The organism is Mucilaginibacter sp. OAE612 (genome assembly GCF_041806395.1).
Lineage (GTDB): Bacteria > Bacteroidota > Bacteroidia > Sphingobacteriales > Sphingobacteriaceae > Mucilaginibacter > Mucilaginibacter rubeus.
Genome location: NZ_JBGMUW010000001.1, coordinates 6194838 through 6212311, shown reverse-complemented (window position 1 = coordinate 6212311; position 17474 = coordinate 6194838). Strand labels below are relative to the sequence as shown.

The window sequence follows — 17474 nt, the reverse complement described above, 5'->3', positions numbered from 1 at the left end:
CCTGCCCCTCGCCCGACTGGCGCACGTATGTGCGGCTGCCCGTTCAGGGATCGCTTGCGCCTTCCTGGTCATCACCAGGTCAAACTCGCCCTTTGGCAGGCCGGGGGTCAAACATTTACTTCTGTCTTCTGTATTTTTCTGTATGCGTAAAATACTAATGCTTTTACTCCTGATATCCACGATCATCGCGGCAAATGCCCAAACCGATACGCTTTCTATTACACTCGAAAATGTAAAATACCCCTACCCGGTAAACTTTATGCCCATAAAAGTTGAAGGGCAGGATCTGCGCATGGCCTATATGGATGTAAAACCAGCTGCTCCCAACGGCAAAACAATAATGCTTTTTCACGGCAAAAACTTTGGCGGCTATTATTGGGCAGATGTAATCCGCGTGCTCAGTAGCAAAGGCTACCGGGTGATTGTGCCGGACCAGATCGGCTTTGGCAAATCATCAAAAGCAATCATCCATTATAGCTTTCATCAACTGGCAAGGTTTAACAAAAACCTGCTGGATAGCTTAGGGGTTCAAAAGGTTACTTTAATGGGCCACTCCATGGGCGGGATGCTGGCCACCCGGTTTACGCTCATGTATCCCGGCAGGGTTGAAAAATTGCTGCTTGAAGATCCGATCGGCCTGGAAGATTACCGCACATTTGTTCCGTATGCAAGTGCCGAAGACGATTACAAAACCGAATTGAAAACCAGCTACGAAAGTGTTAAGAAGTATTATCAAATATCATATTTCACCACCTGGAAACCCGAATACGATTATTTGGTTGCGATTGGCGCCGGCGTAAGTAAAAGTGCCGATTTTCCCCGTTATGCCAAAGTAGCCGCGTTCACTTTTGAAATGATTTACGAGCAGCCGGTTTGTTACGAATTTGGGCTCATTAAAGTGCCTACCGTGTTGTTTACAGGCAAAGAGGATAAAACCATAGTAGGCAAGGCCCTGCTTAGTGACGAAGAAAAAGCCAAACATGGCCAATATAAAATATTAGGGCCCGAAACGGCTCGAAAAATCCCCGGCTGCAAACTCATCGAGTTTGATAATTGCGGGCATATCCCACATATAGAGGTTAAGGAGGCTTTTTTTAAAGCTCTGACGGCTAATTTATAATTTAGGGATTTTGAGTATTTTTGAACAACTAAAAGGGTGCCATGGCGGGTAACCACTGGGCGGGTTACTAAAAAACCGTGATGGCGTATAAAATGGATTTTAGCGATCAGGTGCGGGGGCGCGTTAGTGATAGGAGCGGATACCGGCCTTGTGATTAAGGCCTGTGCAGTATGAGCGGATAGCACGGGCCGCAGGCAACGCCCATATTACTATCGATCAAAAAATATATTTAATAAACAATAATTTACGATCTCGTCATTATAAAATAAAGCAATTACATGGAAGCAAAGCGGCCTTGTATAGCATGCGGTTGACACGCTGCGCTCGCAAAATGACATGGTATAGAACAACATTATAACACGTGCAACTATCTGTAAATTCAACAACTCAATTACCGCAGGCTGCCGAAGCCATCCTGGCCAACTCGGCGGGGAATAAAATTTTTCTTTTTTATGGCGAAATGGGGGCTGGCAAAACAACGCTCATCAAAGCTTTATGTGAAGAGCTCGGCGTAACAGAACAGCCAACCAGTCCTACGTTTTCTATCGTAAACGAATACACAGGCCGCGACGCCAGGATCTTTCATTTTGATTTCTATCGTCTTAAAAATCAAACAGAAGCATTGGATATGGGCTATGAGGAATATTTTTACAGCGATGCCTACTGCTTTATTGAGTGGCCCGAAAAAATTCCCGACCTGCTCCCGAACCGTTACACCAACATCCGGATCCGGGTTTTGGACAGCACCTCGCGCAGCATCAGCATGGAAAATATTTAGTTTTATCATACATCGTTTTTTCTTATCTTCAACAGCCTTAAAAAAACACATCATGAGTTCAGGGATATATAGCGGGTTTTCGGATATTGCCAAGCAAGCAATGTTGCAGCCCCAGGAGTCGTTGCTGGAGGTAAAAAGCAAAAAAAACAAGCTATACATCGGCATTCCCAAGGAGGTTTCCTTCCAGGAAAACCGTGTGCCCTTGACCCCGCTGTCGGTAGCGCTGCTGGTTAATAACGGCCACGAGGTGATGCTGGAGAGTAATGCCGGGCAGGCCGCCAATTTTTCGGATAAGGATTACAGTGAACAGGGCGCCCAGATAGTATATGATACCAAAAAGGTTTACGAGGCCGATATCATTATCAAAATAGCCCCTCCTACCACTCATGAAATTGAGCTGATGAAACCCGGGCAGCTCCTGATCTCTACCCTGCAAATCGCTACGCTCAAGGCCGAAAGCATTCAGGCGCTGATGGCCAAAAAGATCACCGCGCTAAGTTTTGAGCATTTGCGCGATGAGGGCAATACCCTTACAGTGGTAAGGGCGATGAGCGAAATTGTGGGCGCTACCTCCATACTTATTGCAGCCGAATATTTAAGTAACGTTTTTGAAGGCAAAGGCCTGATGCTGGGCGGCATAACCGGCGTTCCGCCAACCGAAATCGTGATTCTGGGTGCCGGAACCGTGGGCGAATACGCGGCACGCACCGCCATATCATTGGGTGCCGAGGTTAAGGTATTCGATCCGTCGATATACAAGCTCCGCCGCCTGCAAAACAATATCGGCAACCGCGTTTTCACATCGGTGGTACAGCCTATTGTATTGGAAAAAGCCATTACCACCTGCGATGTGGCCATAGGGGCGCTCCGTGCCGAAGATGGCCGCAGTCCCTGCATTATCTCTGAAGCTACCGTTAGCCGCATGAAACGCGACTCGGTGATCATTGATGTAAGTATTGACCAGGGCGGCTGTTTTGAAACATCCGAAGTTACCAATCATACCCACCCCGTTTTTCGCAAATATGATGTAATTCATTATTGTGTGCCTAACATCGCATCGCGTGTGGCCCGTACCGCTACCTATGCGCTCACCAATATTTTTGCACCGATACTGCTTGATATTGGCGATATGGGCGGCATCAAAAACCTCATCTGGCAAAAATCGGGGGTGCGTAACGCGGTTTATATTTACCAGGGCCAGCTTACCAATAAACACATTGGCGAGCGTTTCTCGATCCCCTGCAAAGACCTCGATTTGCTGATCGTATCGCACAGGTAAACAGCTAATATGAATCACCGATATTTGATATTGCTGATATTTGTAGCGTGTACCTTGCGTGTTAATGCGCAGCAATATAAATATATCGACAGTACAAAAATTTATGGTATTGCCCGCTATAAACTACAGGTTAAAGCAAACCCGGATAAACAGCTGGTGGAAATAAAGAAATATATCCCCGAAATTATCTTAGACCTACGGTATGCTACAACCAACAATTTCATGCACCGCCGCATGTATGCAACGGCCAAAGCTTATGCAAGGATCCCGGTTGTAAAAGCGCTTCAGCAGGTTGAAGCCGAATTGAAAACGCAGGGCCTCGGCCTTAAAATTTACGATGCTTACCGCCCGTATTCGGTTACCGTTAATTTTTATGAAATGGCCCCCGATACCAATTTTGTAGCCGACCCGCGCAAAGGCTCAAAGCATAACCGTGGTTGCGCTATTGACCTTTCCCTTATCAACATTAAAACCGGGAAAGAACTGGATATGCCAACCGGCTTTGATAGCTTTAGCCGTAAGGCGGGGGCAAACTATATGGATTTACCGCCGCAGCAAATTACAAACCGCGAATTATTAAAAACGATAATGGCCAAATACGGCTTCAGGGTGATCTCAACCGAATGGTGGCATTATGACTTTACGGGCTGGGAAAAATATGAGCTGTTGGATATTCCGGTACAGGCCCTCTAAATATTTTAAACCCATCCAAAACTCACAACTTTTATTTAAATAGCCCTACAAAAGGCATCAATATTGCTTAACCATTCACGAATAAGCATTAATCTACAAAAACACAGGCATGAAGTTTTTAAGCAAAGCATACTTTAAACAACTATGGAAGGTGTTGCTGGCATCGTTCACGGGCTTTTCAAAAGATAATGGCTTAAAATTAAGCGCCTCGCTGGCTTATTACACCGTTTTTTCAATTGCCCCTTTATTAATTATAGTAATATCTGTAGCTGGCCTGGTTTTTGGACAGGATGCCGCAACCGAGCGGTTGTACCCCGAAATTGTTCGTTATGTTGGCAAAACACCGGCAGCACAAATTCAGGATGCGTTAAAGCACCTTGCGCTATCCGGGAAATCGGGCATAGCAGTTGTTATTGGCGTGGTTACGCTATTATTGGGCGCAAGCAGTATCTTTATCGAGATCCAGGATTCGCTTAATATGATCTGGAGGGTTAAAGCCAAGCCTAAAAGCGGCTGGATGCAATTGCTAAAAAACCGGTTTGTGTCCTTTTCGCTCATCATCAGCCTGGGCTTCCTGCTGTTGGCATCGCTTATTATCAACCTGGTCATAAGTGCCCTGAAGGATCAGATCCAGCATTTTTTCCCCGGTATCGATTCTTTTACGAAAGTATTTGTTCAGGCGTTAAACCTGGGCATTACCCTGGTGGTGATCACTACCTTGTTTGGCATCATATTTAAGTTTTTGCCCGATGTTAAAATCAAATGGCGGGATGTGCGCAGCGGCGCGGTATTTACAGCCATCCTGTTTATGATAGGGCAGTATCTGATCAGTCTTTATATCCAATATACAGCACAAGGGTCGGCATACGGTGCTGCGGGTTCTATTATTGTGATATTGGTTTGGATCTATTATACATCGGCCATATTGTACATTGGTGCCGAGTTTACCCAGGTATTTGCTGAAGCCAGCGGTAGCCATATCGAGCCCGCAGATTACGCCGTTCATGTTCAGCAAACCGAGGTTGAACATCGCGTAAAAACCCTTCCACCTCAAAACCCGCAGCTTGAAGGGCATTTGAAAAAGAATGAGGGAGAGAAAAAGGGGTAGGAAACATTAGGGAAAAAACAGGTGTTATGCTGAGCTTATCGAAGCATGGCGGCCAGGCCTCTGCGCACGGCTCTTCGGTAAACTCAGGGTGGCGCGTCGCCACACGAGGAGAAAAAGGGCTGTCATGCTGAATGATTTAAATCCGTTGGATTCTGAAGGAGCAATGACATCTCCTCCACGTCATTGCTGAGTTACGAAGCAGTCTCTTATAGCCAGACAAGGTGCTTAGTGGTATCGAACTTGCATCGTCGCGCTCTTGGCCGCGCGGGGCCAGATACTTTTGTCTTGACACAAAAGTATCCAAAAAGTCAAGTCAGCAGATAGGTTTCTTTGCGCTCACCCACTCCACAGCCCCGCCGGCCTTTGCCCTGCAAAACGGGCAGAACCGCGGGCTGCAATTATTTTGCCCCGCTACGCTCGCGCTTTCCCAATGCTTCTGCAAAAACTTGCTATGCCCCTTCCTGCGCTCAAGGCCACCATTGTTCTGCCCGCTTTCACCCGAAGCTTACCTGCTGACGGGAACATTCTTTATTTATTATGTCATGGGTTGGTTCTCGAAGCATGGTGGGTAGGCCCCTGCGTACGACCCTTCGATTGGCTGACATGAGGTGTTGTAGAATCCAGACTAACGTAGTTTAAAAACTTCGTTAGTCTTCCCCGGCTTTGTTATTTGTTCTGAACTATAAAAGGAAATGAAAATAAGACGCGTACAAATCAAATTCCGCCAATCCAAAAAATCCGTTTAATCCCGGTTTAGTTTTGCTACGATCTCATCCGCCGTTAATTTTTCCTGGCCCCCGCTTGCCATGTCTTTAAATGTCAATAACCCGGTTTGCATTTCATCACCGCCGACAACCACCACAAAAGGGATGTTTTTGTTGTTGGCATATTCCATCTGCTTTTTAATTTTCGCGCCTGCCGGGTACAATTCCGTGTTAATATTGCTGCGACGGAGTCGCTGTAATAGAGGTAAGCTATAAAGTTCGCCTTCTTTATCGAAATTGCATATAAGTGCCTGCGTGGTTTGGTTGCTGCCGGCCGGGAACAGGTTTAGCTCTTCCAGTACGTCATAAATCCTGTCGGCCCCGAAAGAGATTCCTGCACCGGTGAGGCCTTTTAATCCGAACATGCCGGTAAGGTCGTCATACCTGCCGCCGCCGCCTATGCTGCCCATATTTACCTCGTTGGTTTTCACCTCGAAGATGGCGCCGGTATAATAGTTTAAGCCGCGCGCAAGGGTAATATCCAATTCAAGCTTTGCGGTTTGAAGCGGACAGCGTTCTATATAGCCGAAAACGGTTTCTATTTCGTCGCAGCCTTTTAAGCCGATCTCTGATTGGGCTAATGCTTCACGGAGGCTTGCCAGCTTTTCGGTGTTGTTGCCTTCCAACAGGATAACAGGTTTTAGTTTGTCGATATCGGCATCGGTAAAACCTTTTTCAAGCAGTTCTTTAGTCACGCCATCAAGGCCGATTTTGTCCAGTTTGTCAATGGCTACGGTCAAATCAATGATGTTATCAGCTTTGTCTATAACTTGCGCAATTCCTGATAGTATTTTTCTATTATTGATTTTAATGCTGAAGTCTTTGAGGCCAAGCTTGGTTAAAGCTTCATCATAGATCATGATAAACTCGGCTTCGTTCAGTAGTGAATCAGAGCCTACCACATCCGCATCGCATTGGTAAAACTCACGGTAACGGCCACGCTGCGGCCTGTCGGCACGCCAAACCGGCTGCACCTGGAAACGTTTGAACGGAAAGGTGATCTCGTTTTGGTGTTGAACTACGTAACGGGCAAAAGGCACGGTTAGGTCGTAGCGCAGGGCTTTTTCGGAGATAGCGGACGCAACAGAATTAGAATTGCGTTCAATAAGTTTTTGTTCGTCAACCTTGGCCAGATAATCACCGCTGTTAAGTACTTTAAATATCAGCCTGTCCCCCTCTTCACCATATTTCCCCATTAAGGTTGATGAATTTTCCATGGTCGGTGTTTCTATCTGCTGATAGCCGTATTTGCGGAAAACGGATTTAATAGTATCAAAAATATAATTGCGTTTCACCATTTCGGCCGGTGAAAAATCGCGGGTGCCTTTGGGTACGGATGGTTTAATGGATGCCATGCGGCAAATGTACAAAAAAGAGGGTTATGCGATGGATTGTCGTGTCGGTTACTAAGCATGCGGGCCACAAGCCGGGAGGCTTGCGGCAGCGATTAAAAAAGAAAAGCGGTTTTGCCTGTGAAACCGCTTTTCTTTTCCCCTTTTGCTAACGCCCGGCTCTTGCCGGGTGTTGACTATCAAACGGCCTCTGGCCGCCGAAGCCCGTTGTACAGGCCAATGGCCTGGAAATAGTTGCCACCCGGCTGGAGCCGAGCGGCGGCTTAGTTTTTTTACTTATGCGTATGAAAGCTTAAGCTCGTTGCAAAGCCAATGGTAACATAACCATAGCTATCTTCAAAAAACTGGTTGTAATCATCCTGTCCACGGTAGCCACCGCCAATCATAAGGGCGGCATCTGGCATAAACGGAAACTGGTAATAGTATTTCAGGCTCACGTTCAGGCGTTTCTTGAAATCAAAAGTTGAGTAATTATCGTACTTATCGGCGATATAAGTGAAGTCGAACCGGATGCGCTGCCAGTTTTGGTATACTTTTTTGTTTTTATCAATAGGGTCGGTATAGGCTTTGGCGAAATTATACATGCGGCTGCCGTTGATGCGGATAAAGCCATAATGATCTTTCAAGCCTTCGGACAGGCCAAGGTTAAACAAACCGGCGTGAACTTCTAAACCCAAGTTATCATAGCGGTTGATGATCAGGTCTTTTTTATCAAAGCGTTTGCCGCTGTAATAAGTTAAAGTATAAAAGTTGGTGGTGAACTTGCCGCTGTCCCGGTTAAAGCTGCCGTCGGGATTAAGTGATGGTCCGCGTACGCCGTTGGAATGATGCGAGTAACCGAACGAAAAGAACTTTGGATTGTAAGTGTCCTCGTTCACCCTGAAATACACCGTACCGCCCGGCATAAAACTCGGCGATTTTACCGGCGCCCCGTGTGAGGCCAGCAGGCGGATCTTCACCCGTGGGGTAAACACAAAAAAGAACCGCGACTTTGGCGTGCTGAATAAAACAAAGTTCGGCGCCAGATCGGCAGTAAGCTGGGTTTTTACCTTGTTAAAGTAATCGTTCCCTCCTTCTGATACGCGCAGGTTTTGCTCATAAATGTGATCGAAAGCCTGGTTGATGAGGCGCTTTTTCATTAGTGCGCTATCGGCCAGCGAATCGGTCGGAGTAGCTGTGCGGGTATTCGCGGCCGCTGTTAAATTGTCAACAGTAATAAAAATAAAAAGTATGCAAATTGCTTTTAATGCAAACGTTAAACCAGATTTCTTGAAACCAGGTTTTATAAAATAAAAATTGATCAATGTAGTAAGTGTTAATTACCGATAATGCTTGGGTTATAGTTATTTATGGATAATCTTATGCGTTAAGATAAGGTTAACCACAACGGCGCAATATTACCTATTATAAGTTTTTTTGCAATTGGGCATATGTCAGCATTAAGTAAATGTATCGGTAATCGGCATCTTGTGACATTAACCGGAAATTATGGGCACTTGTTGGCTGTTTTGTGGTAGATTTATCAAATCGGCGCGGTTGCGCCACAGAAAAATTGTATAAAAAAATATATGCTGTCGGGAGGCGAACGAATAAGAAATTTTTACACTAATTTTTTCAAATTAATCGAATTACACGAATTTTTTACTTGCATAAATTTGAAATTCGTGTAATTCGATTAATTGTGTTTAGTGAGAAAAATAATTCGTGTGAAAATTTCTAACCGCGATTTTTTTTTCGCGAACCGGCACAAGTACATGGCGCTGGCTTGCAGGCCGGGTACCCGTGACTTCTTGATCAACGAAGATTATCAATCGTGTTTTGCTCAACGCAGGCTTATTTTGTCCTTTGGGCAAAACAACACATATCAATCTGAAAATATGGTGGTGCTATTTTGTCAGTGCTTAGCATTGCTCAATCCGCTGATATGGAAAAACTTAAAAAACGGATAAAAAATCGCTGAAATATTCGCTGCCTCCTGTTCTGCATTTGAAACACCTTTGATTATTCCTTTAGGTTTTACTTATTGATAATCAATTGTTTAATGTTGTTTCGCTTTGTTTTTTAGGTGGCTGATTATCAATGTGTTTCATAAAAAAGGCGTTTCGCTGTTTCACTCTCAAAAAATGGAACATTACTGTTTTTTAAAAAATACCGGCCGTCGGTTTTTCACTTTTTTGTGGGGAATCAAAAAATTGGGACACCTCATTTGTTACAATCAGGTACCCTTTCTGTGTTATCCATCTACCATAAATTATCCATTGTAACCAAGCTTTTACCTCGGTTTTCGCAGGCTTATACTTTATTTTTGCGATAATCGTTTTAGCATTAAAAAAAAGCCGATATATTTAACCCGACCTAAAAAAATGTTCACTTAATTTGCAATTAAAACGTTTTATCAAAATATGCCCTTAAACAGTTTTATACTTTTTAAGTCAGATACCTTGTACAAAGCAAAACAATGAAACCAACAGGAGCCGCCGCAACCAACCAACGCTATTTTAATGGCGGTTCTGATACTATAAAAACAACTATAATTTTATGAAAAAAATCATGCTTGGCCTGATGGCCATCCCGGCTTTTTGCCTGTCGGTATCGGCACAAACCAAACTGTTCGATGGGAAAACCACCAATGGCTGGCACACCTACTTAAAAAAGGAAGTTGTGGGCTGGAAGGTTGTTGACGGTGCTTTGCAACTCGATCCGCAGGCAGCAGAAGGCCATGGCGATCTGGTTACCGATGGCGAGTACGAAAACTACGAACTTACCTTAGAGTGGAACATCAGCAAAGAGGGTAACAGCGGTATTATTTTCGGGGTGCATGAAGACCCTCAATTTGGCGCAACTTACTTAACTGGCATGGAAATGCAGGTGCTTGATAATAAAGATGCCAGCGATAACAAAAAAGCCAACCACCTTGCGGGTTCATTGTATGATATGATTGCCCCTTCAAAAGATGTATGCAAACCGGCCGGCGAATGGAACAAAGTGAAATTACGCAAAAAAGATGGTCAGCTTACTTTCTGGCTTAATGGTACCCAAATTGTTGATGTAAAAATGGGCAGCGACGAATGGAACAAAGTATTAGCTGATAGCAAGTTTAAAAACTGGAAAGGTTTTGCCCAATATCCTAAAGGCCACATTGCTTTGCAGGATCACGGTCACCTGGTTAGCTACCGTAACATTAAATTGAAAGAGCTTTAATATTTTTTTTGAACAGGGTACGGATATAGTACCCTGTTCATATCTTTATACCATAACTTAAATTGTGTTAACATGCTCCAGGCATGTATAATTTCTCTTCGTATAAGAAAGAAGGATACTTTGATATAATATGAGCGATCTGCAAATTAAAAAATCATCAGCCACCTATGATGTGGTGATTGTTGGTTCGGGTGCCGGCGGGGGTATGGCCGGTTACGTATTGGCCAACGCCGGGATAAAAGTTTTAATGCTTGAGGCCGGTGCTTACTTTGACCCTGCTAAAGATTCACAACAGTTAAAATGGCCATGGGAGTCGCCGCGCCGCGGTGCCGGTACTACCCGTCCTTTCGGCGATTTTGACGCTGCCTATGGCGGTTGGGAAATCGACGGCGAACCTTACACTACCAAAGATAAAACCGAGTTTTTCTGGTTCCGCTCGCGGATGCTGGGTGGCCGTACCAATCACTGGGGCCGGATCTCATTAAGGATGGGCCCGCGTGATTTCCAGGCCAAAGACGGCCTTACCGACGACTGGCCAATCACCTATGACGATGTAAAACCATACTATGATAAGGTTGACCGTATGATAGGTGTTTACGGAACCAAAGAGGGTTTGGAGAATGAGCCGGATGGTATCTTCCTGCCTCCGCCAAAACCAAGGCTTAATGAGCTTTATATAGTAAAAGGTGCTCAAAAAGCAGGTGTTAAAATTATTCCGGGCCGTGGTTCGGTATTAACAGAAGCTTTACCGGGCAATAAAGACCGTGGCGCATGTTTCTTCTGCGGGCAGTGCGGCCGCAGCTGTAAAGTTTATGGCGATTTCTCGGCATCATCATGTTTGGTGATCCCTGCTATCAAAACCGGTAACTTAAAGGTGATAACCAACGCTATGGTGCGCGAGGTGATAACCAACGCTGAAGGCCTGGCTGTCGGTGTATCATACGTTAATAAAGAAGATTTGCAGGAGTACCAGGTTAACGCCAAAACAGTTATCCTTGGTGCAAGCGCAGGCGAATCGGCCAGGATCTTGCTTAACTCAAAATCGGCCCAGCATCCGGGCGGTTTGGCTAACAGCAGCGGTGTTGTAGGGCATTATCTGCATGACTCAACCGGGTCAAGTGCCGGTGGTTTCCTTCCTGAATTAATGGACCGTAAGCGTTACAACGAAGACGGTGTTGGCAGTGTGCACATCTACTCGCCATGGTGGCTGGATAATAAAAAACTGGATTTCCCTCGTGGTTACCACATTGAATATGGTGGTGGCTTACACATGCCGTCATACGGTTTTAGCGGTGGTATCCAAAACATGAACGGTGTAGTTCCAGGCCGCGACGGTAAAATGAAAGATGGTGGAGGCTATGGTGCATCATTAAAAGATGACTATCGTCGTTTTTATGGTACCCAGTTTGGTATGGCCGGTCGTGGTACTGCAATTGCCCGTTATGATAATTATTGCGAAATCGATCCTAACGTAGTTGATAAATACGGGATACCTGTATTGCGTTTCCACTATAAATGGGCCCCTGATGAAATTAAACAGGCCAAACACATGCAGGAAACCTTCCAGGAAATTATGCATAACATGGGTGGTGCAATTTATGGTGGTCCGCAAGGCCCTGAAACCAACTATGGTTTGGAAGCTCCGGGTAAGATCATCCATGAAGTAGGTACTATCCGTATGGGTAACGATCCTAAAAAATCGGCCTTAAATAAATGGTGCCAGGCACATGATTGTAAAAACCTGTTTGTAGTTGATGCCGCTCCGTTTGTACAACAAGGCGATAAAAACGCGACCTGGACAATCCTTGCATTATCAATGCGTACCGCAGAATACATTATTCAGGAAAGAAAAAAATTAAACGTTTAACAAGCTAACATAACAATTTTATGAACAGACGTGACTCCCTCAAAGCCCTTGGCTTGAGTACACTTTCGGCAGGATTATTACTGGAGGCCTGTAAAACCGATACTAAAAAAGGCGCAGAAGAAACAACTACCACAGCAGCCGGTGACGAAGTAGGTCGCCAGCCGTTTGAGGTTGAGCGGGATAAAAAACTGCATGCCGACAAGTTTTTCACCACAGCAGAGATGGCAACCATCACTGTGCTTGCCGACATCATTATCCCTAAGGATGATAAATCGGGCAGCGCATCTGATGCCAAGGTGCCGGATTTTATTGAGTTTATTGTAAAAGATATGCCCGATCATCAAACTCCGATGCGCGGTGGTTTACGCTGGCTCGATTTGCAATGCCTTAACCGTTTCGGCAAGCCATTTACCGACTGCACTAAAGATCAGCAGATCCAGCTAATTGATATGATCGCTTACCCTAAAAAAGCCAAACCAGAAATGGCCCAGGGTGTAGCTTTCTTCAACCGCATGCGTGATCTTACCGCTTCAGGCTTTTTCACCAGCGAAATCGGGGTGAAAGATATTGGCTACGCAGGTAACCAACCCGGCAAGTGGACAGGTGTACCTGAAGATATCCTGAAACATTACGGCATGGAAAATGTGAAAGCTTCGGCTTCGATGTAAGCAGCCCCACCCAAACCCTCCCCGGATGGGGAGGGCTTAAAAAAAGCTATTCTTGCGCTCGTTTGCAAACGAGCGCAAGTTTTTACCTCAACTCCCAAGCCCCCACCCCAAACGCCGGCAAATTAACCGTCAACTTTCCTCTCTTTGCTACCGGTTTTGCATCCCCAATAATATTAAGCGTATTTCCATTGGCATCAATGTTGGCACTGGTTTCCTTATCCGATAGGTTTATTGCCACCAGTATAGTTTGTCCGGCATCCTTCCTTATAAAGCTAAATAAATGCTCATTATCGTTGCCGATGGTTTTATAACTGCCGTCAGCAAAAGCGGGATTTGCTTTGCGGATGGCGATCATCTGTTTATAGTAATGCCATAATGAGTTTGGATCCTGTTTTTCTTCTTCGAGGGAGATACCATCATTAGGCTTATCGTTATTAAACTGATCTTTCCAGGGGCCGGTTTGTTTATACCACAGGGCCATGCCTTTGCCTGTATCGCTTCTGTACCATTCAAAAGCTTCCCTGTCGGGAATTTCATTGGCATCGGTAGCGCCAAAATTTGTCGTAGTGCCGGTCATGCCCAACTCCTGGCCATAGTAAATGGACGGGATGCCGCCCATTAACAGGTTAAATGCACAGCCGGCTTTTAGTTTAGCCAGATCGCCTTTAACCGCATAGCTAAACCTCGGCACATCGTGGTTCTCAATAAAAACTACCTGTTGTTTACCGGGCGGCAGCATAGCCAGCGTTGAATCGGCATTGGCCAACAGCAGCTTTTTATCAAACGACCGGATAGCAAAACACAGCCGTAACCCAAATACCCGGTCAACACTGCCGTGTTCCAAGTATTCGGTGCCAAGGCTGAACCAGTTGGCTTGTTCGGCTACTATTTTAATTTTAGGGTTGATGGCCCTTAGCTTGGTTAGTAAAGGGTTCCAGAAAGTATCAAATAAATGCGGGAGCCGGCCTTTATTATCCAGGTCGTCCATCATATGGTCAAGCCGGAAACCATCTACCCCATCATCAAATTTGCCATCGCCGTTGGGGTCTATCCAGTAGCTGAACAGTTTGAGGTTGTAAGCTTTTGAGGCCGCGCTGTTAAGATTTGCGGTAGTTATTTTGCGGGATACGCTGTCGTAACCTGTCAGCCCGGTAAGGTTATATACTATGGTTGACGGCTTTTTGTTGTCCTTGTCGTCCCATAAAATATAATCGCTGTACGGTGATTTTGGATTTCCGAAAGCCTCCTTCCACCAGCGGGAATCTTCGGTTACATACTGGGTTTCCATATCCATATAAAATTTCATGCCCCGGCGGTGCAAGTCTTTGATCAATTTGAGATAATCGGCAAGGGAGCCGTATTTCGGGTCGATCTTTTCAAAATCAACGGCAAAGTAATTATGATAAAAAGCAGATTCGTAAAGCGGTGTAAGCAGTATGGATGTTACGCCAAGTTCCTGCAAATAATAAAGTTTTTGGCGGATGCCATTCAGGTCGCCGTGATAATCGCCATTGCTATCGTAAAAACTTCGCTGGAATATATGGTAAATAATTTCGTTGTTGCCCGGCGCACCCGTTTGGGCTTTAACACCGGAGGGAATTAAGCCGAACAATAAACGGCCCAAGATAATAAGCTTATTTAGTTTCATGGTTGTTATAATTGGAGTTTAAAGTAACCTAAAGGGTTGATTATTAACAATAACTACAAGTGTGAAAAACTGGTGTATTTTATCCGGGGATCCTTTAAAAATATTGTCAAATGCTATAAAAAGCGCCTGCGCGGATAATATAGGCTACTTTTTGGACAATTTGCTAAAGTTTTAGAATCATAGCTTAACCTATTTTTGTTGCATTCAGCACTGTTAATATGGCAAGCTATCGTGATTGCTATTATTTGCTCAACTGGTTTAACGGCGTATGAAAAGCGTTTAACATATCCCCCAATTATGGCTATAATATGCAAGGCGGCTATTGCCAATGGAAAGGGTGGTTTTTCGGTACAGGATATAGTGGTGAACGAACCGAAAGATGATGAAGTGCTGGTTAAAATAAAAGCAGCGGGACTTTGCCATACCGATCATGACTCGTTAAGCTGGGGAAAGCAGCTCATTATAGGGCATGAAGGTGCTGGTATTGTGGTTTCGGTTGGGAAAAATATTAGCAGTGTACTACCCGGCGATAAGGTGATCTTAAACTGGGCCATGCATTGCGGCAAATGCTTTCAGTGCATGGAGGGTAATCTGCATTTGTGTGAAGTAGCCTCGCCGGTTGCAGCCGGCGGGAATGGCTACACTCCGGGCCATGCCGGCCTTGACGGAACAACGCTTAATGGCGATCCCATTTTAAGGTCTTTCAATATCGGCACCATGGCCGGATATACTTTGGTAAAAGAGTCGGCAGTGGTAAAAAACACATTGGAAACCATGTCATTCCCTGCTGCAAGTATCATCAGCTGTGGGGTGATGACAGGCTACGGCTCAGTTGTAAATGCAGCCAGGCTAAAAGCAGGTTCATCGGCAGTGGTGCTGGGTACCGGCGGTGTTGGCCTTAATGCGATACAAGGTGCAAAAATTGCCGGCGCAGAAAAGATTATCGCCATTGATATTAATCCCCATCGCCTTGAAATGGCTGTTAAGTTTGGTGCAACCCACACCATTCTGGCTGCCAAAGATGATGCCGGCTTGCTTAAAGCCGCCGAACAAGTAAAAAAACTTACGAGTGGGCGCGGGGCAGATTACGCTTTTGAATGCACCGCCATTCCCGAATTAGGAGCAGCCCCCTTAGCAATGGTGCGCAATGCCGGTACGGCCGTACAGGTAAGCGGAATTGAACAGGAAATCACCATTGATATGCGCCTTTTTGAATGGGATAAGATTTACATTAACCCGCTTTATGGTAAGTGCCGCCCGCAAATTGATTTTCCGGATATAGTACAACATTATACCAGCGGGCACTTATTACTTGAAGAAATGATTACACGTACATATTCTATAAACGAACTTGATAAAGCTTTTGACGACATGCTGAAAGGCAGGAATGCCAAAGGGGTTATCGTGTTCGACTAAAAAAGCTCATGCCATTTAAAACAACAGAAATTTCCAATCCGCAATATGAAAGTAATCAGCTACGGTTTATAACTGTAAAAACGCCCAATTTAAAGGGCCGGGGTGATATTTGCGTATACGTTCCGCCCGGAGCCAATAAAAACGAGGTTTTACCTATTGTAATATTACTGCACGGGGTATATGGCAGCGCCTGGAGCTGGGCCATGAGCGGGGGCGTTCATTTAAAAGCCAATGAGCTGATTGAAAAAGGCGAATTGCCAAGAATGATATTAGCCATGCCGTCAGACGGGCTTTGGGGCGATGGTTCAGGTTATTTGCCGCATAGCGGCTTTAATTTTGAACAGTGGATAGCGGAGGATGTGCCTACGGCTGTAATGGAGAATATTCCGGGTGCAAAAGAAAATTCACCGCTGTTTATAGCTGGCCTCTCTATGGGGGGATTTGGCGCTTTGAGGATCGGCGCAAAATACGGGCATAAATTTAAGGCCATTGCCGGCCTGTCGTCTATAACAAGCTTGCCGCAAATCAAACTTTTTGCCGGTGAGCCTTTAAAAACCTATGCTCAGGATATTGTGGCCGATGAAGATGTGTTTGCAACATTTAAAAAATACAGGGCACAACTGCCGCCTGTTCGGTTTGATTGCGGTATCAATGATTTGCTGATTAACTATAATCGTGACCTGCATAAAAAGCTGGATAAGGAAAAGATCCCTCATATTTATGAAGAAAACCAGGGTGGACACGAGTGGTCATACTGGGCAAAACATATTGTTTCAACTCTTAAATTTTTTGCCGGTAAGCTGTAGATAAGGCAGTTAATATAAACGAACGACCGGCTTGTAATGTGCGAATATCATTATTTTGTCAGTTTTAATTAGGCATACATACCATTATTGCACTTCGTAACGTTTATCTACTTTGTAGGTTAACGCCTGCAAATAGTGATAAGGTTTAGGTTTAAAGCCCCCAAGCAGCGAGTGCAAGGGGGCTTTTATTTTTGCTGTGAAGCTTCTATTCTGCAAAATTGTCTTAACAAATCAAGTTTATCTGCAAGAAGATTATATTTTCTTGTCCTTTTATCAAGGTCAAGCGTTGGCTTTAAAACTTTAGTCAACTCGCTTTCTATTAGTCTCAACTCCTCATAACTTAAAAATCGGATGGGTAGCCAATATCCTATTTGAAGATTAGAAATCATCCAATCTGTTAGCTCCTGTTCGTTTATAAATTTGTAATTGAGAAATCTTTTAGTGTCATTTACTCCTCCCCTTGGTATAGCTTTAAGTTTTAATTCTTCTTTTAGAATAGCGCCGATAGATCGCCTTAAAGTCGAACTTCCCGTTTTTTTAGAATTAAAATGCTGTTTAAAATCTCTATCATTTAGGCTGTGCTTTGCAATTCCTATGTAAATTAATTGCCTGCCGATTCCGAAGATCGAAAAGTTGGCGGCTTCTGAGAGGTAAAAGGCATAAATGCCGGGTTTGACGGGGTAATTAATATGATCATTGATAAATTGCTTGGTATCCTCAAAAGATTTGACTATTTCCTCAATCATGATTAGTAGTATGGGTTTTTATAAAAAT

General features: G+C 44.7%; 14 protein-coding genes. 10 read left to right on the top strand and 4 right to left on the bottom strand.

The genetic code is table 11. The annotated features are described in order from the left end of the window. Positions 1-142: 142 nt before the first annotated feature. From ABID99_RS25985 to ABID99_RS25965, 5 genes are all read left to right on the top strand, one after another. A complete protein-coding gene (locus tag ABID99_RS25985) occupies positions 143-1120 on the top strand; it encodes an alpha/beta fold hydrolase (RefSeq protein WP_373615561.1) in 978 nt (325 codons plus the stop codon). A 361-nt stretch (positions 1121-1481) separates the two neighbouring features. Continuing rightward, positions 1482-1898, top strand: coding sequence for a tRNA (adenosine(37)-N6)-threonylcarbamoyltransferase complex ATPase subunit type 1 TsaE (gene tsaE, locus ABID99_RS25980; RefSeq protein WP_373615560.1), 417 nt, complete (start codon positions 1482-1484; stop codon positions 1896-1898). Positions 1899-1950: 52 nt separating this feature from the next. Beyond that, a complete protein-coding gene (locus ABID99_RS25975) occupies positions 1951-3177 on the top strand; it encodes an alanine dehydrogenase (protein ID WP_090532635.1) in 1227 nt (408 codons plus the stop codon). A 9-nt stretch (positions 3178-3186) separates the two neighbouring features. After that, positions 3187-3870 (top strand): M15 family metallopeptidase, encoded by a 684-nt coding sequence (locus ABID99_RS25970; RefSeq protein WP_373615559.1) that lies wholly within the window; start codon positions 3187-3189, stop codon positions 3868-3870. Between the two features lie 109 nt (positions 3871-3979). Then, positions 3980-4978: a YihY/virulence factor BrkB family protein gene (locus ABID99_RS25965; RefSeq protein ID WP_091176607.1), complete on the top strand. Its 999-nt coding sequence runs from the start codon at positions 3980-3982 to the stop codon at positions 4976-4978. A 742-nt stretch (positions 4979-5720) separates the two neighbouring features. Here ABID99_RS25965 and hisS read toward each other — a convergent pair. Then, entirely contained in the window at positions 5721-7097 is a 1377-nt protein-coding gene (gene hisS, locus ABID99_RS25960; RefSeq protein WP_373615558.1) for a histidine--tRNA ligase, read from the bottom strand. Between the two features lie 269 nt (positions 7098-7366). Further along, the gene (locus ABID99_RS25955) at positions 7367-8398 is read right to left on the bottom strand and encodes a hypothetical protein (RefSeq protein ID WP_373615557.1); all 1032 of its coding nucleotides are present in this window, start codon (positions 8396-8398) and stop codon (positions 7367-7369) included. Between the two features lie 1234 nt (positions 8399-9632). Between ABID99_RS25955 and ABID99_RS25950 the strand changes: the two genes are divergently transcribed. The 3 genes from ABID99_RS25950 to ABID99_RS25940 all read left to right on the top strand — a co-directional run bounded on the left by ABID99_RS25950 (position 9633) and on the right by ABID99_RS25940 (position 12830). Then, positions 9633-10295, top strand: a complete 663-nt coding sequence (locus ABID99_RS25950; protein WP_373615556.1) for a DUF1080 domain-containing protein — start codon at positions 9633-9635, stop codon at positions 10293-10295. A 130-nt stretch (positions 10296-10425) separates the two neighbouring features. Next, positions 10426-12162 (top strand): GMC oxidoreductase, encoded by a 1737-nt coding sequence (locus ABID99_RS25945; RefSeq protein WP_091169100.1) that lies wholly within the window; start codon positions 10426-10428, stop codon positions 12160-12162. 20 nt (positions 12163-12182) lie between these two features. Then, positions 12183-12830 carry a gluconate 2-dehydrogenase subunit 3 family protein gene (locus ABID99_RS25940; RefSeq protein WP_373615555.1) on the top strand — a complete coding sequence of 216 codons (648 nt, stop codon included), beginning with the start codon at positions 12183-12185 and terminating at the stop codon, positions 12828-12830. A gap of 82 nt (positions 12831-12912) precedes the next feature. Here ABID99_RS25940 and ABID99_RS25935 read toward each other — a convergent pair whose 3' ends face one another. After that, entirely contained in the window at positions 12913-14478 is a 1566-nt protein-coding gene (locus ABID99_RS25935; protein ID WP_373615554.1) for an alpha-amylase family glycosyl hydrolase, read from the bottom strand. Positions 14479-14775: 297 nt separating this feature from the next. On the opposite strand from ABID99_RS25935, the gene ABID99_RS25930 reads away from it, so the two are divergent. Beyond that, entirely contained in the window at positions 14776-15894 is a 1119-nt protein-coding gene (locus ABID99_RS25930) for a Zn-dependent alcohol dehydrogenase (RefSeq protein ID WP_373615553.1), read from the top strand. An 8-nt stretch (positions 15895-15902) separates the two neighbouring features. Beyond that, complete coding sequence (locus ABID99_RS25925; RefSeq protein ID WP_373615552.1) at positions 15903-16700, top strand: alpha/beta hydrolase; 798 nt, start codon at positions 15903-15905, stop codon at positions 16698-16700. 185 nt (positions 16701-16885) lie between these two features. On the opposite strand, the gene ABID99_RS25920 is transcribed toward ABID99_RS25925, so the two are convergent. Continuing rightward, positions 16886-17446 (bottom strand): GIY-YIG nuclease family protein, encoded by a 561-nt coding sequence (locus tag ABID99_RS25920; protein ID WP_373615551.1) that lies wholly within the window; start codon positions 17444-17446, stop codon positions 16886-16888. Between the last annotated feature and the right edge of the window lie 28 nt (positions 17447-17474).